General features: G+C 59.6%; 18 protein-coding genes. 8 read left to right on the top strand and 10 right to left on the bottom strand.

Annotated elements, in window-relative coordinates; translation table 11 throughout:
• Positions 1–4: 4 nt before the first annotated feature.
• The 8 genes from ACNFIC_RS08405 to rpmH form a co-directional block, all read right to left on the bottom strand.
• The gene (locus ACNFIC_RS08405) at positions 5–796 is read right to left on the bottom strand and encodes a ParA family protein (RefSeq protein WP_138220786.1); all 792 of its coding nucleotides are present in this window, start codon (positions 794–796) and stop codon (positions 5–7) included.
• Between the two features lie 18 nt (positions 797–814).
• Positions 815–1465: a 16S rRNA (guanine(527)-N(7))-methyltransferase RsmG gene (gene rsmG / locus ACNFIC_RS08400; RefSeq protein ID WP_138220787.1), complete on the bottom strand. Its 651-nt coding sequence runs from the start codon at positions 1463–1465 to the stop codon at positions 815–817.
• A complete protein-coding gene (mnmG, locus tag ACNFIC_RS08395) occupies positions 1462–3354 on the bottom strand; it encodes a tRNA uridine-5-carboxymethylaminomethyl(34) synthesis enzyme MnmG (protein WP_138220788.1) in 1893 nt (630 codons plus the stop codon). The genes rsmG and mnmG overlap by 4 nt, the downstream gene beginning before the upstream one ends.
• A 521-nt stretch (positions 3355–3875) precedes the next feature.
• On the bottom strand, positions 3876–5246 hold the full coding sequence (gene mnmE / locus ACNFIC_RS08390; RefSeq protein ID WP_138220789.1) for a tRNA uridine-5-carboxymethylaminomethyl(34) synthesis GTPase MnmE: 1371 nt from the start codon (positions 5244–5246) through the stop codon (positions 3876–3878).
• A gap of 83 nt (positions 5247–5329) precedes the next feature.
• The gene (gene yidC / locus ACNFIC_RS08385) at positions 5330–7012 is read right to left on the bottom strand and encodes a membrane protein insertase YidC (RefSeq protein ID WP_416780742.1); all 1683 of its coding nucleotides are present in this window, start codon (positions 7010–7012) and stop codon (positions 5330–5332) included.
• 2 nt (positions 7013–7014) lie between these two features.
• Positions 7015–7260 carry a membrane protein insertion efficiency factor YidD gene (gene yidD / locus ACNFIC_RS08380; protein ID WP_011536514.1) on the bottom strand — a complete coding sequence of 82 codons (246 nt, stop codon included), beginning with the start codon at positions 7258–7260 and terminating at the stop codon, positions 7015–7017.
• Positions 7253–7657, bottom strand: a complete 405-nt coding sequence (gene rnpA, locus ACNFIC_RS08375; protein ID WP_138220811.1) for a ribonuclease P protein component — start codon at positions 7655–7657, stop codon at positions 7253–7255. Before rnpA ends, yidD begins: the two co-directional genes overlap by 8 nt.
• A 13-nt stretch (positions 7658–7670) precedes the next feature.
• Positions 7671–7805 (bottom strand): 50S ribosomal protein L34, encoded by a 135-nt coding sequence (gene rpmH, locus ACNFIC_RS08370; protein WP_003253163.1) that lies wholly within the window; start codon positions 7803–7805, stop codon positions 7671–7673.
• A 578-nt stretch (positions 7806–8383) separates the two neighbouring features.
• Between rpmH and dnaA the strand changes: the two genes are divergently transcribed.
• The 6 genes from dnaA (at position 8384) to ACNFIC_RS08340 (ending at position 16707) form a co-directional block, all read left to right on the top strand.
• Positions 8384–9910, top strand: a complete 1527-nt coding sequence (gene dnaA / locus ACNFIC_RS08365; RefSeq protein WP_138220791.1) for a chromosomal replication initiator protein DnaA — start codon at positions 8384–8386, stop codon at positions 9908–9910.
• Between the two features lie 40 nt (positions 9911–9950).
• Positions 9951–11054: a DNA polymerase III subunit beta gene (dnaN, locus tag ACNFIC_RS08360; RefSeq protein WP_138220792.1), complete on the top strand. Its 1104-nt coding sequence runs from the start codon at positions 9951–9953 to the stop codon at positions 11052–11054.
• Positions 11055–11069: 15 nt separating this feature from the next.
• Positions 11070–12173 carry a DNA replication/repair protein RecF gene (recF, locus tag ACNFIC_RS08355; protein ID WP_138220793.1) on the top strand — a complete coding sequence of 368 codons (1104 nt, stop codon included), beginning with the start codon at positions 11070–11072 and terminating at the stop codon, positions 12171–12173.
• A gap of 4 nt (positions 12174–12177) precedes the next feature.
• A complete protein-coding gene (gyrB, locus tag ACNFIC_RS08350) occupies positions 12178–14598 on the top strand; it encodes a DNA topoisomerase (ATP-hydrolyzing) subunit B (RefSeq protein ID WP_138220794.1) in 2421 nt (806 codons plus the stop codon).
• Between the two features lie 293 nt (positions 14599–14891).
• Positions 14892–15776: an MBL fold metallo-hydrolase gene (locus tag ACNFIC_RS08345; protein WP_416780738.1), complete on the top strand. Its 885-nt coding sequence runs from the start codon at positions 14892–14894 to the stop codon at positions 15774–15776.
• Positions 15777–15888: 112 nt separating this feature from the next.
• Entirely contained in the window at positions 15889–16707 is an 819-nt protein-coding gene (locus ACNFIC_RS08340; protein ID WP_138220796.1) for a sulfite exporter TauE/SafE family protein, read from the top strand.
• Here ACNFIC_RS08340 and ACNFIC_RS08335 read toward each other — a convergent pair.
• Positions 16696–17583, bottom strand: a complete 888-nt coding sequence (locus ACNFIC_RS08335) for a LysR family transcriptional regulator (protein ID WP_416780736.1) — start codon at positions 17581–17583, stop codon at positions 16696–16698. The two genes, ACNFIC_RS08340 and ACNFIC_RS08335, sit on opposite strands and share 12 nt — an antisense overlap.
• A 204-nt stretch (positions 17584–17787) precedes the next feature.
• Here ACNFIC_RS08335 and ACNFIC_RS08330 point away from each other — a divergent pair, with 204 nt between their 5' ends.
• Together ACNFIC_RS08330 and ACNFIC_RS08325 are read left to right on the top strand one after the other, a co-directional pair.
• A complete protein-coding gene (locus ACNFIC_RS08330) occupies positions 17788–19437 on the top strand; it encodes a GMC family oxidoreductase (RefSeq protein ID WP_416780734.1) in 1650 nt (549 codons plus the stop codon).
• A 96-nt stretch (positions 19438–19533) separates the two neighbouring features.
• Complete coding sequence (locus ACNFIC_RS08325; protein WP_138220799.1) at positions 19534–21153, top strand: MFS transporter; 1620 nt, start codon at positions 19534–19536, stop codon at positions 21151–21153.
• 227 nt (positions 21154–21380) lie between these two features.
• On the opposite strand, the gene ACNFIC_RS08320 is transcribed toward ACNFIC_RS08325, so the two are convergent.
• Positions 21381–22151 carry a lysophospholipid acyltransferase family protein gene (locus tag ACNFIC_RS08320; RefSeq protein ID WP_138220800.1) on the bottom strand — a complete coding sequence of 257 codons (771 nt, stop codon included), beginning with the start codon at positions 22149–22151 and terminating at the stop codon, positions 21381–21383.
• Positions 22152–22166: the final 15 nt, after the last annotated feature.

The raw sequence follows: 22166 nt of genomic DNA, 5'->3' as shown, positions 1-22166 counted from the left end.
TTCCTTAAGTTGTTTGTGCAGTGCGTGATGGGCGGCGCTGGCGACGCACCAGTTCCCCGGCCAGGGCTAGATACGCCAGTGCGCCACGCGACTGCTTGTCATAGGCCAGGGCCGGCATGCCGAAGCTTGGCGCCTCAGCCAGGCGAATGTTGCGCGGGATGACCGTATCGTAAAGCTGGTCGCCGAAGTGCTCCTTGAGCTGTGCCGAAACATCGTTGTTCAGGCTCAGGCGCGGGTCGTACATGGTCCGCAGCAGGCCTTCGATCTTCAACTCCGGGTTCAGCCGGGCTGCGATGCGCTTGATGTTATCCACAAGGTCGCTCAACCCTTCAAGTGCGTAGTACTCGCACTGCATCGGGATGATCACGCCGTCGGATGCGACCAAAGCGTTGAGGGTGAGCATCGACAGCGACGGTGGACAGTCGATGAGGATGTAGTCGTAGTTGTCGCGGATCGGCGCCAGAGCATTGCGCAGGCGGCTCTCCTTCATTTGCATTTCCAGCAGCACCACTTCGGCCGCCGTCAGGTCGCGGTTGGCCGGCAGCAGCTGGAAATGGCCGTGCTCGGAGTACTGCATGGCCTGGGCCAGGTCGCATTCCCCGATCAGCAGGTCGTACACCGAATGCTCGAGCTCATGCTTATCCACACCGCTACCCATGGTGGCGTTGCCCTGTGGATCGAGGTCGATCAGCAGCACGCGACGCTTGGTCGCGGCCAGCGATGCGGCGAGATTGATACAGGTGGTGGTCTTGCCTACACCACCTTTCTGGTTCGCGATTGCGAATACCTTAGCCATTGTTGCGTGTGTTCCCAGTCATGCCTTGCGGCGCAGTATCAGCAGATGGCGCTGGCCCTGGCAACCTGGAACGGTCAGGGCCTGCTCGCTTTCCACTGTGAAGTCTGCGGGCAATGCTACCAGTTCGTCGGCAGGATGCAGCCCCTTCATTGCAAGCCATTGCGTGCGGGCGTCACCCAGGTGGCGGGTCCAGTTGGTGAAATTCTCCATGCTGCTGAAGGCACGCGAAATGATTCCGCAAAACGGCTGCTCGGGCTGTACCTCTTCGACGCGACTGTGGATAACCGTGAGGTTGTCCAGTTTCAGTTCCATCTTCACTTGCGTGAGGAAGCGGGTTTTCTTGCCATTGCTGTCGAGCACCGTGACCTGCTTGTGCGGGTGCAGGATTGCCAGGGGAATACCCGGCATGCCGCCGCCACTGCCGACATCCAGCCAACGCTGAGTGTCGCTGTGGATAAACGGCATGACGCTGAGGCTGTCGAGCAAATGCCGCGAGACCATCTCGTCAGGATCGCGCACGGCGGTGAGGTTGTAAGCCTTGTTCCATTTGATCAACAGGGCCAGGTAGCCCAGCAGCAGCGCGTGCTGCTGCGCGCTCAGCTCGACACCGAGCTGGCGCGCACCTGTGGACAACTCTTCAGCGTGTTGCGGGGTGACCAGGGAACTCAAGCGCTTTGCTCCAATTCGCGGCCTGCGCCGCGTTTTTTCAAGTGAATCAGCAACAACGAAATCGCCGCAGGGGTTACGCCGGGAATACGCGACGCCTGGCCCAGTGTTTCAGGGCGGGTCTGTTCGAGCTTGCCTTGGATCTCCTTGGACAGGCCGGAGATCGTGGTGTAGTCGATATCCACAGGCAGGCGTGTGTCTTCGCTGGCACGCAGGCGGGCAATCTCTTCCTGCTGACGGTCGATGTAACCGGCGTACTTGGTCTTGATCTCGACCTGCTCGGCGACCTGTGGATCGACCTGCGCAGCGCCGGTCGCCTCGACCAGCCCTGCGTAGTCGATTTCCGGGCGGGCCAGCAGGTTGAGCAGGCTGTATTCGTGGGCCAGTGGCGTGCCGAACTTATCCACAATGGCTTGTCCCAGATCGGTACCCGGGCGTACCCAAGTGCTCTTCAGGCGCTGCTCTTCGCGCTCGATCCCTTCGCGCTTGGCGCAGAAGGCCGCCCAACGCGCGTCGTCGATCAGGCCCAGTTCGCGGCCTTTCTCGGTCAGGCGCAGGTCGGCGTTGTCTTCGCGCAGGATCAGTCGGTATTCGGCACGCGAGGTGAACATGCGGTACGGCTCCTGGGTACCCAGGGTGATCAAGTCGTCCACCAGCACACCGATGTACGCCTCGTCGCGGCGTGGGCACCAGCTTTCCCGACCCTGCGCGCGCAGCGCAGCGTTGGTCCCGGCCAACAGGCCCTGGGCACCGGCTTCTTCGTAGCCGGTGGTGCCGTTGATCTGGCCGGCGAAGAACAGGCCGGCGATGACTTTGGTTTCGAGGCTGTACTTCAGGTCACGTGGGTCGAAGTAGTCGTATTCGATGGCGTAGCCGGGACGCACGATATGCGCATTCTCCATGCCTCGGATCGAACGGACGATCTGCAACTGCACATCGAATGGCAGCGAAGTGGAGATGCCATTGGGATACAGCTCATGGGTGGTCAGGCCTTCCGGCTCGATGAACACCTGATGGCTTTCCTTGTCGGCGAAGCGGTGGATCTTGTCTTCGATCGACGGGCAGTAACGCGGACCGACGCCTTCGATCACCCCGGAGTACATCGGCGAGCGATCCAGGTTCGACGCGATGATCTCGTGCGTGCGCGCGTTGGTGTGAGTTATCCAGCAGCTCACCTGACGCGGGTGCATTTGCGCATTGCCCATGAACGACATCACCGGGATCGGGGTATCGCCGGGCTGTTCGGACATGACCGAGAAATCCACCGAGCGGCCATCGATGCGCGGTGGGGTACCGGTTTTCAAACGGCCGACGCGCAGCGGTAGTTCACGCATGCGGTTGGCCAAGGCATTGGCGGGAGGATCACCGGCACGACCGCCGGAGTAATTCTGCAGGCCGATGTGGATAAGCCCGCCCAGGAACGTACCGCTGGTGAGTACCACCGAATCGGCGAAGAAGCGCAGGCCCATCTGGGTGACAACGCCTTTGACCTGATCCTGCTCGACGATCAGGTCATCGCAGGACTGCTGGAATATCCACAGGTTCGGCTGGTTTTCCAGGATCTCGCGCACCACCGCCTTGTAGATGGCGCGGTCGGCCTGAGCACGGGTGGCGCGCACGGCCGGCCCTTTACGGTTGTTCAGGATACGGAATTGGATACCGCTCTTGTCGGTGGCCAACGCCATGGCGCCGCCGAGCGCATCGATTTCCTTGACCAGATGGCTCTTGCCGATGCCACCGATGGCCGGGTTGCAGCTCATGTGACCGAGGGTTTCCACGTTATGGGTCAGCAGCAGGGTTTTAACCCCCATGCGTGCAGACGCAAGCGCAGCCTCGGTACCGGCATGGCCGCCGCCGATGACGATCACTTCAAAACGGGAAGGGAAATCCACCACGCACCTCGTGCCTGTTTTTGCGAATAGAGAAGGTAAGCGGACAAGTATAGGGACTTACCCCCTCTCAAAGAAACCTTTTGAGCAAAATTTGACCAGCCTGTGGATGAGCGGCGAACAAAAGTAAACAAAAGAGAAAAATTTATAAAAGCTTTGTTTTTATGTTTATTCTTAGGCGGCTATCCACATGTGGATAACTAGGTGTAGCCCAGTATTCATGTACCCTGCATGGATTCATAACCCTGTGCTCTAAGGGGCTTGAGGGCTCTGGATAACGGCGTTTAACCTGTGGATTAAAGTAGTGCTTACCCACAGGCAGGTTTTTCCTCAGCAAAAAATCGCTGTTATCAACGTAGCTGAGGGCGAGTTTTCCACAGACCTCCTGAGCTTGATTTGCCTCCTGTTGATGAAATGAATTTTGATCTCGCAGGCATGCAGGCGCCCTGTGTATCGGTTTGGGTTTTCCACAGACGAAAAAAAACCGCGCCATGCTGGCGCGGTTTCTGGAATTGCCAGGCGTGCTACTTGCCGATGCAGAAGCTCGAGAAAATCCGGCCAAGCAGGTCGTCCGAGCTGAATGCGCCGGTAATTTCGCCAAGCGCTTGCTGAGCCTGACGCAGGTCCTCAGCCAACAGCTCTCCGGCACCGGCCAAGGTCAGTTGTGCCCTGCCATGCTCCAGGTGATCACTGGCCAGACGTAACGCCTCAAGATGCCGGCGCCGGGCGCTGAAGCTACTTTCCGCGGTTTGTTCATAGCCCATGCAGGCCTTGAGGTGATCGCGTAGCAGGTCCAGGCCCATGTCGCTGTTCTGCGCACTGAGGGTGAGGGTGACGTGACCATCGTCGTTCTGCTCCAGGCCTACCGATTCACCGCTGAGGTCAGCTTTGTTGCGAATCAGCGTGACTTTGGCAGGATCTGGCCGTTGGTCGAGAAACTCAGGCCACAAGGCAAACGGATCACCGGCCTCCGGTGCAGTGGAGTCCACCACCAACAGCACACGATCAGCTTCGCTGATCGCCTTGAGCGCCCTTTGCACGCCGATTTTTTCCACATGGTCGTTGGTATCGCGCAGACCGGCCGTGTCGACCACATGCAGCGGCATGCCATCGATGTGGATATGTTCACGCAGGATGTCCCGCGTGGTGCCGGCGATGTCGGTTACGATCGCCGCTTCTCGGCCAGCCAACTGGTTGAGCAGGCTGGATTTGCCAGCATTCGGACGACCGGCGATCACCACGCTCATGCCATCACGCAGCAAGGCGCCCTGCCCGGCCTCACGCTGGACTGTGGACAACTCTTCGCGCACCCCATCGAGCATCCCCAGGACATGGCCATCGGCGAGGAAGTCGATCTCCTCCTCGGGGAAGTCGATGGCAGCCTCCACGTAGATGCGCAGTGCGATCAGCGCCTCGGTCAGCCCGTGTACACGCTTGGAGAAGGCCCCCTGCAGCGAGCGCAAGGCATTGCGCGCAGCCTGGGTGGAGCTGGCTTCGATGAGGTCGGCGATAGCTTCGGCCTGGGCCAGGTCGAGCTTGTCGTTGAGGAACGCGCGTTCGCTGAACTCACCCGGACGGGCCAGCCTGCAACCGAGCTGCAAACAGCGTTGCAACAGCATGTCCATCACCACCGGACCGCCGTGGCCCTGCAGCTCGAGCACATCTTCGCCGGTGAACGAGTTCGGCCCAGGGAAGAACAGTACGATCCCTTCATCGAGCACCAGGCCGTCGGCGTCGCGCAACGGGCCGTAATGCGCGTATCGCGGTGTCAGGCTGCGTCCGGTGATGGCCTGCCCGGCTTGGCTGGCCAGCGGCCCCGACAGACGGACGATACCCACCCCCCCGCGGCCCTGGGCGGTGGCGATGGCGGCGATGGTTTCACGCACAGTGCTCATGATCAAAGCCTCTAAACAGATACGACAGATAGCAAAAACGCCCCCGAGGGGGCGTTTTATTCACAGGCTAGTCGAGTAGCCCGTCAAGCAGCAGCGTTTTTCGTGGCTGCTTCGATGCGGCGAGTGATGAACCACTGCTGCGAAATCGACAGGCAGTTGTTCACAACCCAGTACAGCACCAGACCGGCCGGGAACCACAGGAAGAAGAAGGTGAAGATGATCGGCATCATTTTCATGACCTTCGCCTGCATCGGATCCGGCGGCGTCGGGTTCAGGCGCTGCTGGATGAACATGGTCGCGCCCATGATGATCGGCAGGATGAAGAACGGATCCTTGATCGACAGGTCGGTGATCCACAGCATCCACGGGGCCTGGCGCATCTCGACGCTTTCCAGCAGTACCCAGTACAGGGCCAGGAACACGGGCATCTGTACCAGGATCGGCAGGCAGCCGCCCAGTGGGTTGATCTTCTCTTTCTTGTACAGCTCCATCATCGCCTGGGACAGTTTCTGGCGATCGTCACCGAAACGTTCCTTGAGCTGAGCCAGCTTCGGCGCCACCGCACGCATGCGCGCCATCGAGCGATAGCTGGCAGCCGACAGCGGGAAGAACAGGCCCTTGATGAGCATGGTCAGCACAATGATCGACCAGCCCCAGTTGCCCAGCAGGCTGTGGATATGTTGCAGCAGCCAGAAGATCGGCTGGGCGATGAACCACAGGAAGCCGTAGTCGACGGTCAGTTCCAGGCCTGGGGACAACTCCTTGAGCTTGGACTGGATCTTTGGACCTGCGTACAGCATGGCGCTGGTTTCGGCCTTGCCGCCGGCAGGCACGCTGAGCGCAGGGCCGGTGTAGCCGATGATGTAGTTGCCCTGGCTGTCCTTGCGGGTCATGACGGCGTTGTTGTCCGACTTGGCCGGAATCCATGCGGTCACGAAGTAGTGCTGCAACCACGCGACCCAACCGCCAGACACATTTTCTTTCAAACCGCCCTTGTCCATGTCTTTCATCGACACTTTCTTGTACGGCTCGGAAGCTGTCCACAGGGCTGCACCGAGGTAGGTGGCGGTGCCGGTGGCAGTGCTCGACGAAGGATCGGAGCTGGCGTCACGCTTGAGTTGGGCAAACAGGTTGCCGTTCCAGGCCTGAGCACTCTGGTTGTCGATCAGGTAGGTGACGGTCAGGTCGTACTCACCGCGCTTGAAGCTGAAGCGCTTGATGTAGTTAACGCCGTTTTCGCTGAACTTCAGGTCGACGACCAGTTGGTCCTGGCCATCGGCCAGTTGGAAGCTACGGGCATCGGCGGCATAAAGCGGACGGCCGCTGCTGCGGGCATCCGGGCCGTTGCTGCCGGTCAGGCCGGACTGCGCCAGGTAGACACGTTCGCCGCCATTATCGAAGAGCTGGAACGGAATCTCAGGGTGGTCCTGACGACGCGGGTACTTGGGCAGGGTCAGCTGGACGATGTCACCGCCGACCGGGTCGATAGCCAAGTCCAGGACATCGGTCTTGACCCGGATGAGGTCCTTGCTGACCGCAACCGGTGCAAGTTCCGCAGGGCTGGATTCAGCATTGGCGCTCGGCACATCGGCGCTGGCGCCGGAATTGCCGGCCGGCACGGTGTCCGGCAGAGCCGGGGCAGCATTGCTGGCAGCAGTATTCTGAGTCGGCAGGGCAGCCTGGCCATAGTCCTGGTTCCACTTGAGGACCATGACGTAGGACACGATTGCCAGGGCGACGATCAGGATCGTGCGTTTAATATCCATGATTACTCGGCTATCGAAGAAGTTCGGGAGGAAGGAGCGGGAGGAACGGGATCGAAACCGCCGTCGTTCCACGGATGACAACGCCCCAGGCGACGAACGGCCAGCCACCCACCACGCAACAAGCCATGGTTTTCGATGGCTTCGTATGCGTAACAGGAGCAGCTGGGATAGAAACGACAGTGACTGGCCATCAGTGGACTGATGGCGTAACGGTAGAACTGGATCGGAACGAGGGCCAGTTTACGCATTGTGACTGTCTACCCCTGCAGGATCGGCATTGACCGCTGGAGAGGGCCGACTGCGGACCAGTCGCTTCCAGAGCTTGCCAAAGTGTTGGTGCAATTCTGGGTTTTCCACTTCGCCCAACCCCTTGCGTGCAACGATCACGATATCCAGCCCCGCCAACAATTGCTGGTTCAGGCGGAACGAGTCGCGCATCAGGCGTTTCAGGCGATTGCGTTGAACGGCGAGCTTGACGCTCTTCTTGCCGATCACCAGGCCAAGGCGTGGATGATCGAGCCCGTTCTCGCGGGCAAGGATAAGCAGGTTTTTCCCTGGAACCTTGCCGGTTGGGGAGTCGAAGACCGCTTTGAAATGCCGGGGTGTAAGCAGTCGCTTTTCCCGACTGAAGTCCTGACTCACCACCTGTGCCGAAAAATCAAATGGCCAGACGCTTACGGCCTTTGGCACGACGACGCGACAGAACAGCACGGCCGTTCTTGGTAGCCATACGGGCACGGAAACCGTGGGTGCGGGCGCGCTTGATGGTGCTTGGTTGGAAAGTACGTTTCATGGCGTGTTACCTGGGTTGGTCGACAACGGGCCGGAAGGGCCCCCTTTTTAAGAGATCGGCGATTCTAGAGAAAGCAAGCCAATAGGTCAATTTCCAACCAGCCTTTCCTTGAGTAAGCGTTGAGCGAGCCATTCAAGGTTTCGCTTGCTGACATGCGTACCGATACTCAACATGAAAAAAGAAAGAGGCATATAAAAAGCTTTTCTGAAGATCTTAAAGAGTTTAAGTGGATAACCTTCTGTGGATAACCACGCTAAGCCCTTAATTTACGCTATGTACAGAGATTCAAAACCTTGTCGGTAACAGGTGTGATCGCTGTGCTGCGCATGCGGAAAAGCTGTGTATCGATAGGCTATTTATCCACAGCCGAATTATCCACAGGTCTGACCTCAGGGTTGTGCATAGCCCTCATGTACGGTTATCCACAGGGCTTATTCATACGTACAAATGCCATTTCTGTCTATTTTTGGCGTATTCAACACCGCCGTGCGCCGCCCGATATGTGGATAACTGACCCGCCGCCCGGTACAATGGCGGTTTGTTTTTGCCTCATCCGGCTTTCAACTCAGGGGATATCCGTGTCAGTGGAACTTTGGCAGCAGTGCGTGGAGCTTCTGCGCGATGAACTGCCTGCCCAGCAATTCAACACCTGGATCCGTCCGCTACAGGTCGAAGCCGAAGGCGACGAGTTGCGCGTCTACGCGCCTAATCGGTTCGTACTCGACTGGGTCAATGAAAAGTACCTGGGCCGTCTGCTCGAGCTGTTGGGTGAACATGGCAACGGCATCGCGCCTGCACTCTCCTTATTAATAGGTAGCCGTCGCAGTTCAGCACCGCGCGCTGCCCCTAATGCACCGGTCAGCGCCGCAGTCGCCGCATCCTTGGCCCAAGCCACTGTCCAGCAAACCGCCCAGGTTGTCGTAGCAAGCGAACCGGTTGCGGCCCCGCTGGCCGAGCGGGTCATGGAGGCCGAAGAACCCTCCAGCCGGGACAGCTTCGACAGCATGAGCGATACCGCTCCGGCGCCAGCCGCTTCAGGTCGAACCGAGCAGCGTACGGTGCAGGTTGAAGGTGCACTCAAACACACCAGCTACCTGAACCGCACGTTCACTTTCGAAACCTTTGTCGAGGGTAAGTCCAACCAGCTGGCGCGTGCTGCTGCGTGGCAGGTCGCCGATAATCCCAAGCATGGCTACAACCCGTTGTTCCTGTATGGCGGTGTCGGCCTGGGTAAGACCCACTTGATGCATGCCGTGGGTAACCATCTGCTGAAGAAGAACCCGAACGCCAAGGTGGTGTACCTGCATTCGGAGCGCTTCGTCGCGGACATGGTCAAGGCGTTGCAGCTCAACGCCATCAACGAGTTCAAACGCTTCTATCGCTCGGTGGATGCGCTGTTGATCGATGACATCCAGTTCTTCGCCCGCAAGGAACGCTCCCAAGAAGAGTTTTTCCACACCTTCAACGCGTTGCTTGAGGGGGGCCAGCAGGTCATCTTGACCAGCGACCGCTATCCGAAGGAGATCGAAGGCCTGGAAGAGCGCCTGAAGTCGCGCTTCGGCTGGGGCCTGACCGTGGCTGTCGAGCCACCGGAGCTGGAAACCCGTGTGGCGATCCTGATGAAGAAGGCCGACCAGGCCAAGGTCGAGCTGCCGCACGATGCCGCGTTCTTCATCGCCCAGCGTATTCGTTCGAACGTTCGTGAACTCGAAGGGGCCCTGAAGCGGGTCATCGCGCACTCGCACTTCATGGGTCGCGACATCACCATCGAGCTGATTCGCGAGTCGCTGAAGGACTTGCTGGCATTGCAGGACAAGCTGGTCAGTGTGGATAACATTCAGCGCACGGTGGCTGAGTACTACAAGATCAAGATTGCCGACCTGCTGTCCAAGCGCCGTTCGCGCTCGGTAGCGCGCCCGCGTCAGGTGGCCATGGCATTGTCCAAAGAGCTGACCAACCACAGCCTGCCGGAAATCGGCGACATGTTCGGTGGCCGCGACCACACCACCGTGCTGCACGCCTGCCGCAAGATCAACGAACTTAAGGAATCCGACGCGGACATCCGCGAGGACTACAAGAACCTGCTGCGTACGCTGACGACCTGATGGCCGTCTGCGCAGCTTATTGAAGGCAAGGGACTAGACCATGCATTTCACCATTCAACGCGAAGCCCTGTTGAAACCCCTGCAACTGGTCGCAGGTGTCGTCGAGCGCCGCCAGACCTTGCCGGTCCTGTCCAACGTCCTGCTGGTCGTGCAAGGCCAGCAGTTGTCGTTGACCGGTACCGACCTGGAAGTCGAACTGGTTGGCCGCGTTCAACTGGAAGAGCCCGCCGAGCCGGGCGAGATCACCGTGCCTGCGCGCAAGCTGATGGACATCTGCAAGAGCCTGCCCAGCGATGTGCTGATCGACATCAAGCTCGATGAGCAGAAACTGCTGGTCAAGGCTGGGCGCAGCCGCTTCACCCTGTCTACGCTGCCCGCCAATGATTTCCCGACCGTGGAAGAAGGCCCAGGTTCTCTGACCTGCAACCTGGAGCAGAGCAAGCTGCGTCGTCTGATCGAACGCACCAGCTTCGCCATGGCCCAACAGGATGTGCGCTACTACCTCAACGGCATGCTGCTGGAGGTGTCCACCGACACCTTGCGCGCAGTCGCCACCGATGGCCACCGCCTGGCGCTGTGCGCGATGCAGGCACCGATCGCTCAGGCTGATCGTCATCAAGTCATCGTGCCACGCAAGGGTATCCTGGAGCTGGCGCGTCTGCTGACTGACCCGGAAGGCATGGTCAGCATCGTACTGGGCCAGCATCACATTCGCGCCACCACGGGTGAGTTCACCTTCACCTCCAAGCTGGTGGACGGCAAGTTCCCAGACTACGAGCGCGTACTGCCCAAGGGGGGCGACAAGCTGGTGATCGGCGATCGTCAGGCGCTGCGTGAAGCGTTCAGCCGTACGGCGATCCTGTCCAACGAGAAGTACCGTGGTATCCGCCTGCAACTGGCCGCTGGCCAGCTGAAGATCCAGGCCAACAACCCTGAGCAGGAAGAGGCAGAAGAAGAGATAAGCGTCGACTACAACGGCAGCTCTCTGGAGATCGGTTTCAACGTCAGTTACCTGCTGGATGTGCTGGGCGTGATGACCACCGAGCAGGTTCGCCTGATTCTCTCGGACTCTAACAGCAGCGCGTTGCTCCAGGAAGCTGGCAATGATGACTCCTCTTACGTCGTCATGCCGATGCGTCTGTAAACCGTAGCAGGCCCAATGTCCCTTCTACGGCTTTCGGTCACCGCGGTGCGTAACCTGCATCCGGTGACCCTCTCCCCCTCTCCCCGCATCAATATCCTCTACGGCGCCAACGGCAGTGGCAAAACCAGTGTGCTGGAAGCAGTGCATCTGTTGGGTCTTGCGCGTTCGTTTCGCAGTACCCGGCTGAACCCGGTTATTCAGTACGAGCAGCCCACTTGCACCGTGTTTGGCCAAGTCGAACTGGCAGAAGGCGGCACCAGCAACCTAGGTGTTTCACGGGAGCGCCAGGGCGATTTCACTATCCGCATCGACGGACAGAATGCGCGCAGTGCTGCTCAGTTAGCCGAGATGCTGCCTTTGCAGTTGATCAACCCGGACAGTTTTCGCTTGTTGGAAGGAGCGCCCAAGGTACGCCGACAGTTCCTCGATTGGGGTGTGTTCCACGTGGAACCCCGCTTCATGGCAACCTGGCAACGCCTGCAGAAGGCCCTGCGGCAGCGGAACTCATGGCTGCGGCATGGTACACTTGACGCTGTTTCGCAAGCCGCCTGGGATCGGGAGTTATGTCTCGCCAGTGCGGAAATAGATGAATACCGTCGCAACTACATCAAGGCCTTGAAGCCTGTCTTCGAGCGAACCCTGAGCGAGCTGGTCGAACTGGATGGGTTGACCCTGAGCTATTACCGCGGCTGGGACAAGGACCGGGAACTCAACGAAGTCCTCGCGACTTCTCTTCTTCGCGACCAGCAGATGGGTCACACCCAAGCCGGACCACAGCGCGCGGATCTGCGCCTGCGACTGGGTGCGAATAACGCCGCTGACATCCTCTCGCGAGGGCAGCAGAAGCTGGTGGTGTGCGCATTGCGCATTGCCCAGGGGCATCTGGTGAGCCAAGTTCGTCGCGGGCAGTGTATTTATCTGGTGGATGACTTGCCGTCAGAGTTGGACGAACAGCATCGCCGCGCCCTGTGCCGCTTGCTTGAAGAATTGAACTGCCAGGTGTTCATCACCTGCGTAGACCACGAATTTCTGAGGGAAGGCTGGCAAACGGAAACGCCAGTCGCTTTGTTCCACGTGGAACAGGGCCGTATCACCCAGACCCACGACCATCGGGAGTGAAGGCATGAGCGAAAATCAAACGTACGACTCCTCCAGCATCAAGGTGCTGAAAGGGCTGGATGCCGTACGCAAACGTCCCGGCATGTACATTGGCGACACCGATGACGGCAGCGGCCTGCACCACATGGTATTCGAGGTGGTCGACAACTCCATCGACGAGGCCCTGGCCGGTCACTGCGATGACATCACTGTCATCATCCACCCGGACGAATCCATCAGCGTGCGTGACAACGGCCGCGGGATTCCGGTCGACGTGCATAAAGAAGAAGGCGTATCGGCGGCCGAGGTCATCATGACCGTGCTGCACGCTGGCGGTAAGTTCGACGACAACTCCTATAAGGTGTCTGGCGGTCTGCACGGTGTTGGTGTGTCGGTGGTGAACGCCCTGTCCGAACAGTTGGTACTGACCGTTCGCCGCAGCGGCAAGATCTGGGAGCAGACCTACGTCCACGGTGTTCCACAAGCGCCCATGGCGATTGTGGGGGACAGTGAAACCACCGGTACCCACATTCACTTCAAGCCATCGGCTGAAACCTTCAAGAACATCCACTTCAGCTGGGACATCCTTGCCAAGCGTATCCGCGAGCTGTCGTTCCTGAACTCCGGTGTAGGCATCCTGCTTAAGGATGAGCGCTCCGGCAAGGAAGAGTTCTTCAAGTATGAAGGCGGTCTGCGTGCCTTCGTCGAATACCTGAACACCAACAAGACCCCGGTCAACTCTCAGGTCTTCCACTTCAACGTCCAGCGTGACGATGGTGTAGGTGTTGAAGTCGCGCTGCAATGGAACGACAGCTTCAACGAAAACCTGCTGTGCTTTACCAACAACATTCCACAGCGCGACGGTGGTACCCACCTGGTCGGTTTCCGTTCCTCGCTGACCCGCAGCCTGAACAGCTACATCGAACAGGAAGGCTTGGCCAAGAAGAACAAGGTCGCCACTACCGGTGATGACGCCCGTGAAGGTTTGACCGCGATCATTTCGGTCAAGGTACCCGATCCGAAGTTCAGCTCGCAGACCAAGGACAAGCTGGTTTCCTCGGAGGTGAAGACCGCCGTGGAACAGGAGATGAACAAGTACTTCGCTGACTTCCTGTTGGAGAACCCCAACGAAGCCAAGGCGGTGGTCGGCAAGATGATCGACGCTGCCCGTGCCCGTGAAGCCGCGCGCAAGGCCCGTGAGATGACCCGCCGCAAAGGCGCCTTGGACATTGCCGGTTTGCCAGGCAAATTGGCCGACTGCCAGGAGAAAGATCCTGCGCTTTCCGAACTGTACCTGGTGGAGGGTGACTCCGCAGGTGGCTCGGCCAAGCAAGGTCGTAACCGTCGTACCCAGGCCATCCTGCCGCTCAAGGGGAAGATTCTCAACGTCGAGAAAGCTCGCTTCGACAAGATGATCTCTTCGCAGGAGGTCGGCACGCTGATCACTGCGCTGGGCTGCGGTATTGGTCGCGAAGAGTACAACATCGACAAGCTGCGCTATCACAACATCATCATCATGACCGATGCTGACGTCGACGGTTCGCACATCCGTACCCTGCTGCTGACATTCTTCTTCCGTCAGTTGCCGGAGCTGGTCGAGCGCGGCTACATCTATATTGCCCAGCCGCCACTGTACAAGGTGAAGAAAGGTAAGCAGGAGCAGTACATCAAGGACGACGAGGCCATGGAAGAGTACATGACCCAGTCGGCCCTCGAAGACGCCAGCCTGCATCTGGACGAGTCGGCGCCTCCGGTTTCCGGCGTACAGCTCGAAGCCCTGGTGAATGAGTTCCGCAGTGTGATGAAGACGCTCAAGCGTCTGTCGCGCCTGTACCCTCAAGAACTCACCGAGCACTTCATCTATCTGCCGGAAGTCACCCAGGAGCAGTTGGCCGATAACGCCGCCATGCAGGCCTGGCTGAGCAAGTTCCAGGAGCGCCTGAACAGCAGCCAGAAGTCCGGGCTGACCTACGCTACTAGCCTGCGCGAAGACAAAGAACGCAATATCTGGTTGCCGGAGGTTGAAGTTACCTCGCATGGCTTGGCCAGTTATGTGACCTTCAATCGCGAGTTCTTCGGTAGTAACGATTACCGTTCGGTGGTCGTAGTGGGTGCCAAGCTCGCTACCCTGCTGGGTGAAGGTGCCTATGTGCAGCGTGGCGAGCGTCGCAAAGCTGTCACTGAGTTCAAGGAAGGCCTGGACTGGCTGATGAACGAAAGCACCAAGCGCCACACCATCCAACGATATAAAGGACTGGGTGAGATGAACCCGGACCAGTTGTGGGAAACCACGATGGATCCGACGGTGCGCCGTATGTTGAAGGTGACCATCGAAGATGCCATCGCCGCTGACCAGCTGTTCAACACCTTGATGGGAGATGCGGTCGAGCCACGCCGTGACTTCATCGAGAGCAATGCGCTGTCGGTGTCTAATCTGGACTTCTGATTCAACCCCGCACCAGCGAAAGGCCAACCTCACCAGTTGGCCTTTTTTTGTTCCACGTGGAACAACGCGTCTCATATCTCGATCCCTTTTCGCCCAGAGTTGGGCGCTGACGCACCGGCCATGACTGCGATGATCACCTAGACCATACCGGTTTCCTTGCTGAGCATCAGTTTGATCGCCGGCACGCTGACGCTATAGTTCAGCTTCGCTGGTTGAGCGTTTTCAGCCTTCAATGCAAGGTGAGCTTGCTTGGCAGGGTACCGCAAAGGCTTGGCGGATCACGGGAGAGTGCAATGATTATCGGCAACCACCTTCACATTGAGGCCCTGTATGACCAGGCGACCTCGACGCTCAGCTACTTGGTGATGGATGGGCAGACCCGCCAATGTGCGTTGATCGACAGTGTGCTGGACTATGACCCAAAGTCCGGGCGCACGTGCAGCGCTTCTGCCGACCGTTTGATCGAGCGGGTCGAAAAGCTGGGGGCGAAGGTTCAATGGATTCTCGAAACCCATGTACACGCCGATCACCTTTCTGCAGCGGCGTACCTCAAGGAAAAGCTCGGTGGACACACTGGTATCGGTGCGCAGATCACCCAGGTGCAGAAAACCTTCGGTTCCTTGTTCAATGCCGAGCCTGGCTTTGCCCGCGACGGCAGCCAGTTCGACGTTCTGTTCGAGGATCAGGAAGGCTTTCGTATCGGCAATCTGCATGCCCGTGCCCTGCACACCCCAGGCCACACTCCCGCCTGTCTGAGCTACTTGGTAGAAGAGGCTGGTGAGCAGGTCCTGTTCGTTGGTGACACCTTGTTCATGCCAGACTACGGGACTGCGCGCTGCGACTTCCCCGGCGCCAGCGCGCGGACGCTGTTCCGTTCGATCCGGCGTCTGCTGGCCTTCCCTGACCAGACCCTGCTGTTCATGTGTCACGACTACCTGCCTGGCGGTCGTGAATTGCGCTATTTCACTACGGTAGGCGAGCAGCGTGCATCCAACATCCATATCCATGCCGGGGTCAGCGAAGCGCAGTTCGTAGCCATGCGCGAAGCCCGCGATGCCACCCTCGACATGCCTGTGCTGATGCTGCCCTCGGTCCAGGTAAATATGCGTAGCGGACGCTTCCCTGAACCCGAACAGAATGGCGTCAGCTATCTGAAGATCCCGCTGAACACGTTGTAAAGCTAACACCGCTAATCCTAGTCTTAAGGAACACACTGATGCTCGATGCGTTGCCGCGCCCTACCCCGCTATGTGCCGACTATCGGCACTGGCACCTATACGATGTGCTGTTGTGACTGAGCTGTCATTGCTGGGTGGCGCGCTGGGCGCAATCATCGGCGCCGTGTTGGCACTCACCGGTGCTGGCGGTGGTATCCTGGCGGTGCCGTTATTGGTGTTCGGGCTTGGCTTGTCGATGGTTGAAGCCGCACCTATTGGGTTGCTCGCCGTCGGGTTGGCGGCTGCGGTAGGGGCCCTGTTGGGATTGCGTGAGGGGCTTGTGCGCTACCGCGCGGCGTTGTTCATCGCCTCGATCGGTATCGTCGCCTCGCCATTGGGCCTGATGCTGGCACATCGTCTGCCCAACACGCCGCTGGCGCTGGGATTCGCCGGGGTGCTGGTTTACGCCTGCCTGCGCATCTGGCGTAAAGCGGCGCGGCAGTTACGTGGTGAAGACAACCTGGCTCATCGCTTCATCGAACCTTGCGTACTCAATCCGCAGCAAGGGCGGCTGCGATGGACGCTGCCGTGTGCCAGGGCGCTGGCCTTTACCGGGTTCATGTCCGGTTTGCTGTCCGGCTTGCTGGGGGTGGGGGGAGGCTTTGTCATCATTCCGGCGTTGAACCGCTACACCAACCTGCGCATGGCCAGCATCGTCTCGACCTCGCTGGCGGTGATCGCGCTGGTCGCCACCGGTAGCGTGATCAGCGCCAGTCTGGCGGGTGTGATGCACTGGCGCATTGGCGCGCCGTTCGCCGTCGGGGCTGTGGCCGGCTTGCTGCTGGCGCGGCCGTTAGCCAACAAAATTGCCGGCCCGCGCTTGCAGCAACTGTTCGCACTGGTGGGGTGTGGCGCTGCCGTGTTGCTGGCCGGCAAGGCGCTACTCAGCTAACAGTTCGTCTTGTTCGGCGGCGCACAGCGCCAGCAAATAGTCCCACACCACCCGCAAGCGTACCGACTTGTGCAGCTCGCGCCGGGTGCAGATCCAATAGCTGCGTTGGATGGTTTCGCTGGGAAGCACGCGTACCAGCTTCGGATCATGCCGGGCCATGTAGTTAGGCAGCACGGCGATACCCAGCCCGGCCTGCGCCGCTTGCTGCTGGGCGATCACGCTGGTGCTGCGAAACACCACGTTGGGGGCCCGGCAGAAGCTGTTGAGCAACAGCAGCTCCTGGCTGAACAGTAAGTCGTCGACGTAGCCGATCCAGCTGTGGCGTGCCAAATCCTCGCGGCTGTTCAAGGGAGGCGCACGGTCCAGGTAATCCTGGCTTGCATATAGCGCCAGGCGATAGTCGGTGAGCTTGCGGGTGATCAGCAGATCGGCGCTGGGGCGTTCCAGGTGGATACTGATTTCCGCCTCACGGTTGAGGATGCTGACGAAACGTGGCACCGCCACCAACTCCACTTCCAACCCCGGGTAACGTTGGAACAACGCACTCATGCGTGGGGTGAAGAACATGATGCCGATGCCTTCGGTGACCCCAAGGCGGATCTTGCCCAAGGGAGTGATGGCCTGGGTGATCTCTTCCTGCGCTAGCAGGGCGACGTTTTCCATGGCTTCGGCATGCTTGAGCAAGGCTTGGCCCGAGGGCGTCAGTTCGTAGCCCTGCGCATGCTGAACGAACAGTGCGGTGCCCAGGCTCTGCTCGATGTTCTCGATGTGCCGGGCCACCGTGCTGTGGGTGGTGTTGAGGCGCTTGGCAGCAGTCAGCAGCCGACCGCTGCGCTGCAACTCCAGGAAAAACCGTAGATCGTTCCAGTCGAACATGCTGATCCTTTTGGCTGTTCGTTCGGGCCTTTTCGCGGCAGTGGCTCGGATTACCGGGGCGGCTGGCTTGCCCGCGAAGTGGCCAGGAGAGGCTTATCGTTGTGCTAAAACGCACAACGGGTGCGCGAAATCTCGTGTTTCCTCAGCGAAATTAATCAATAAGATGGATCGGGACAAGAATAATAATCAGGCGCGAGGTTGCACATGCCATCAGCCGATCCTGTCTACGACTACGTGGTCGTGGGCGCTGGTCCCGCCGGTTGCCTACTGGCCAATCGGTTGTCCGCCGACCCTGCTTGCCGGGTATTGCTGCTCGAAGCAGGCGGGCGCGACAACTATCCCTGGATACACATTCCCGTCGGTTACCTCTACTGCATTGGTAATCCACGTACCGACTGGTGCTTCAAGACCGAGCTGCAACCCGGCCTCAACGGCCGTGCCTTGGGCTACCCTCGGGGCAAGGTGCTCGGCGGCTGCTCGTCAATCAACGGCATGATCTACATGCGTGGCCAGGCGGCCGACTATGACGGCTGGGCCGAACAAGGCAATGCCGGCTGGGCGTGGAAAGATGTACTGCCGCTGTTCAAGGCCAGCGAAAATCATTTCGCAGGTGCCAACGAGAGTCACGGTGCACAGGGAGAGTGGCGGGTCGAGCGCCAGCGCTACAGTTGGCCGATACTCGATGCCTTCCGAGAAGCCGCAGCGCAGAGCGGCATCGGCAAGGTCGATGACTTCAATACCGGTGACAACGCCGGTTGTGGATACTTTCAGGTCAACCAGCGCAGCGGTGTACGCTGGAACGCATCCAAGGCCTTTCTCAGGCCCATTCGCAGCCGCGCCAACCTGACCGTGCTGACTGGCGTTCAGGTCGATAAGGTGCTGCTCGGCAACACTCGCGCCCAAGCGGTCAAGGCATTCTGGCAAGGCGCATGGCACGAATTCGGCGCACGCCGGGAGATCATCCTCTGTGCAGGTTCGGTAGGCTCCCCCGGTATTTTGCAGCGCTCCGGCATCGGCCCGCGCAAGCTGCTGGAAGAGGTGGGAATCCCCGTGCGTCACGACCTGCCCGGGGTGGGTGGCAACCTGCAGGACCACCTGCAACTGCGCTTGATCTACCAGGTCCGCAACACCCGCACACTGAATCAGATGACCCACAGCCTATGGGGCAAGCTGGGCATGGGCCTGCGTTATGCCTTTGATCGCAGCGGTCCCTTGGCCATGGCCCCGAGTCAGTTGGGCGCATTCGTTCGCTCCAGCCCCGAGCAAGCCACCGCCAACCTGCAATATCACGTGCAGCCGCTGTCGCTGGAGCGCTTCGGCGAGCCACTGCATCGCTTTGCGGCTTTCACCGCGTCGGTGTGCAACCTGCGCCCGGCCAGCCGTGGGCGTATCGACATACGTTCGGCAGACATGAACGTGGCCCCTCTGATCGACCCCAACTACCTGAGCGATCCGGCTGATTTGCGCGTGGCTGCCGATGCCATTCGCCTGACCCGGCGCATCGTCCAGGCCCCTGCCCTGGCCGCGTTCGATCCGCGGGAGTACCTGCCCGGCCCTGCCCTTCAACGTGAAGAAGACCTGCACCAGGCCGCTGGCCAGATCGGCACCACCATTTTCCATCCGGTGGGCACCTGCCGCATGGGCAACGGTGCGCTGGATGTTGTGGATAACCAGCTGCGTGTGCACGGCATTCCAGGGCTGCGCGTGGCTGACGCCTCGATAATGCCGCAGATCGTCTCCGGCAATACCTGTTCACCCACGCTGATGATCGCCGAGAAGGCGGCGCAACTGATCCTCAAGGGGGCACATACCCAGACCAACCTCAGCGATTGCAGCGCGATACCGACGCCCTGACCCGGGTGCGTGCAACACCGGCGGCCCGAGGTCAGAGCTGCCGACAGTGGAACAACAAGAATAATCACTGTGGCCTTCGGGCCGAGGACAGCAACGATGTCGGATTACATTCAAGAGCAAGGTGCGGCCGCCACTCGCAGCAGCCGCCGTGAAGAACGTAAGATCATTTTCGCGTCATCCCTCGGGACAGTGTTCGAGTGGTATGACTTTTTTCTCTATGGCGCACTGGCTGCAGTCATCAGCAAGCAGTTCTTCGCGGGCGTCAACGACACCACCGCCTTCATCTTCGCGCTGATGGCGTTTGCTGCCGGCTTCCTGGTGCGCCCGTTCGGCGCACTGGTGTTCGGTCGGCTGGGGGATATGATCGGGCGCAAGTACACCTTCCTGGTGACCATCGTGCTGATGGGCTTGTCGACCTTTGCGGTCGGCCTGTTGCCCACCTACGCCAGTATCGGGATCGCGGCACCGATCATCCTGGTGGTGCTGCGCATGCTTCAGGGCCTGGCGCTGGGCGGCGAGTACGGCGGCGCTGCGACCTACGTGGCCGAACATGCACCGCCCGGCAAGCGCGGTTTCCACACCGGCTTCATCCAGTCTACCGCTACGCTCGGTTTGCTGCTGTCGCTGACCGTGGTGCTGGGCAGCCGCTACATCAGTGGCGATCAGTTCGAGACGTGGGGCTGGCGCCTGCCCTTCCTGCTGTCGATCGTGCTGCTGGCGATTTCCACCTGGATCCGCATGAGCATGCACGAGTCACCGGCCTTCGTGAAAATGAAGGCCCAGGGCAAGGTGAGCAAATCGCCGATCCGTGAGTCGTTCACCTCATGGCCGAACCTCAAGGTGGTGCTCACTGCGCTGTTCAGCATCAATGCCGGGCAAGCGGTGACCTTTTACACCGCACAGTTCTACGTGCTGTTCTTCATGACCCAGATGCTCAAGATGGACCCGGCCCAAGCCAACACGCTGCTGATCATCAGCGTGGTAATCGGTGCGCCGTTCTTCGTGTTCTTCGGCTGGCTGTCTGACCGTATCGGGCGCAAGCCGATCCTGATGCTGGGCCTGCTGTTGGCAACGGTCTGCTACTTCCCAATGTTCAAGGCTCTGAGCCATTACGCCAATCCGCAGATCGACGCGGCCAGCCGCCAGGCGCCGATCGTGGTCAGCGCCAACCCACAAGGCTGCACCTTCCAGTTCGACCCGGTCGGCAAGGCACGTTTCGACAGCCCCTGCGACAAGGTCAAGACCTTCCTGGTCAAGCAGGGCCTGCCTTACAGCTCGGTGAGCGTGGCCGGCAACGATGTCTCCGTGAGCATTGGCGAGACGACCATCAACGGCTTCGACGAAGCCGCCATGCGCAGCGCCATCGAGGCCGCCGGTTACCCCTCCAAGGCGGACCCGGCCAATGTGAACCAGGTGATGGTGGTGGTGTTGATCGTCGCCATGATCCTGATCGCAACCATGACCTATGGGCCATTGGCGGCGGTGATGGTCGAGCTGTTCCCCACCCGCATCCGCTACACCTCGATGTCCCTGCCCTACCACATTGGCAACGGCTGGTTCGGAGGCTTCCTGCCGACAGTTTCGTTCGCGTTGGTGGTGTACACCGGGGATATCTTCTACGGCCTGTGGTATCCGGTGCTGATCACTGGGGTGAGCCTGGTGGTGGGGATCTTCTGCCTGAAAGAGACTCGGGATGTGGATATCGACAAGGTCTGAAATAGGCTGGCAGTGATGCGGTGAAAGCGGGCTTGCCCGCGATGAACCCAAGCTTGTTGCACGGGCACAAAAAAACCGGCGTAAAAGCCGGTTTTTTTATAGCCCGAAAAAACTTATGCACGATTTTCGGAAAAACTTCATACAGAGAAATAAATAGCTAATTCAATCACTTAGGCTGTATTTGGAACGATTTATCGAAAACTTGCTAACACGTTATCCACAGATGCTCAGGCAGGCTGCTGTGCCGGGTTTTCTGCCACTGGCGGCAGCGAACCCATGGCTCGCTGGGTGGCTTCGTTCCAGGCCTGAGCACGTTCGTTAAGCTCGGCGATGGCCCGTGGACCGGTGCCCTCTGCGTACATCGGCGCACCGATCACCACCTCGATGGTACCGGGACGTTTTCCCCAGCCTTCACGCGGCCAGAATTTGCCGGCGTTGTGGGCAATCGGCAGCACAGGCAGCCCGGCGTTGACGGCAAGCGCGGTACCGCCACGCGAGAATTTGCCGATCTGGCCATGCGGCACGCGGGTGCCTTCGGGGAATATCAGCACCCAGGTGCCCTGCTTGAGCAACTCGTCGCCCTGGCTGGCCACCTGACGCAAAGCCTCTTTGGGGTTGTTACGGTCGATGGCGATCGGCCGCAGCATGGCCATGGCCCAGCCAAAGAATGGCACGTACAGCAGCTCACGCTTGAGTACCTGGCTCAGTGGCGAGAAGTACGCCGAGAGGAAGAACGTCTCCCAAGTGCTCTGGTGATTCGACAAGATCACGCAAGGCTCCTGCGGCACGTTCTCGGCGCCGGTCACCTTATAGTGGATACCGAGCACCGTACGGGCCAGGAACACGGCGCAGCGACACCAGTACACGTTGATGAACTTGTAGCGCTTGGGGAATGGCAGGAAAGGCGCGACGAAGAAGCTCAGCGAGCACCACAGCAGCGAACTGGTGCCCAACAGCAGGTAAAAAAGAAAGATTCTGATCGCCTGCAGGATCGACATAGTGGCAAGTACCGT

Source organism: Pseudomonas sp. NY15463 (genome assembly GCF_048068415.1).
Lineage (GTDB): Bacteria > Pseudomonadota > Gammaproteobacteria > Pseudomonadales > Pseudomonadaceae > Aquipseudomonas > Aquipseudomonas mosselii_C.
This window is presented reverse-complemented; position numbering and strand designations above follow the sequence as displayed.

What these genes read in the sequence shown, in the direction of transcription:
- ACNFIC_RS08405 (WP_138220786.1), bottom strand. Translation starts at nt 796, where the DNA reads ATGGCTAAGGTATTCGCAATCGCGAACCAGAAAGGTGGTGTAGGCAAG.
- mnmE (WP_138220789.1), bottom strand. Translation starts at nt 5,246, where the DNA reads ATGAGCACTGTGCGTGAAACCATCGCCGCCATCGCCACCGCCCAGGGC.
- yidC (WP_416780742.1), bottom strand. Translation starts at nt 7,012, where the DNA reads ATGGATATTAAACGCACGATCCTGATCGTCGCCCTGGCAATCGTGTCC.
- yidD (WP_011536514.1), bottom strand. Translation starts at nt 7,260, where the DNA reads ATGCGTAAACTGGCCCTCGTTCCGATCCAGTTCTACCGTTACGCCATC.
- rpmH (WP_003253163.1), bottom strand. Translation starts at nt 7,805, where the DNA reads ATGAAACGTACTTTCCAACCAAGCACCATCAAGCGCGCCCGCACCCAC.
- dnaN (WP_138220792.1), top strand. Translation starts at nt 9,951, where the DNA reads ATGCATTTCACCATTCAACGCGAAGCCCTGTTGAAACCCCTGCAACTG.
- recF (WP_138220793.1), top strand. Translation starts at nt 11,070, where the DNA reads ATGTCCCTTCTACGGCTTTCGGTCACCGCGGTGCGTAACCTGCATCCG.
- gyrB (WP_138220794.1), top strand. Translation starts at nt 12,178, where the DNA reads ATGAGCGAAAATCAAACGTACGACTCCTCCAGCATCAAGGTGCTGAAA.
- ACNFIC_RS08345 (WP_416780738.1), top strand. Translation starts at nt 14,892, where the DNA reads ATGATTATCGGCAACCACCTTCACATTGAGGCCCTGTATGACCAGGCG.
- ACNFIC_RS08335 (WP_416780736.1), bottom strand. Translation starts at nt 17,583, where the DNA reads ATGTTCGACTGGAACGATCTACGGTTTTTCCTGGAGTTGCAGCGCAGC.
- ACNFIC_RS08330 (WP_416780734.1), top strand. Translation starts at nt 17,788, where the DNA reads ATGCCATCAGCCGATCCTGTCTACGACTACGTGGTCGTGGGCGCTGGT.
- ACNFIC_RS08325 (WP_138220799.1), top strand. Translation starts at nt 19,534, where the DNA reads ATGTCGGATTACATTCAAGAGCAAGGTGCGGCCGCCACTCGCAGCAGC.
- ACNFIC_RS08320 (WP_138220800.1), bottom strand. Translation starts at nt 22,151, where the DNA reads ATGTCGATCCTGCAGGCGATCAGAATCTTTCTTTTTTACCTGCTGTTG.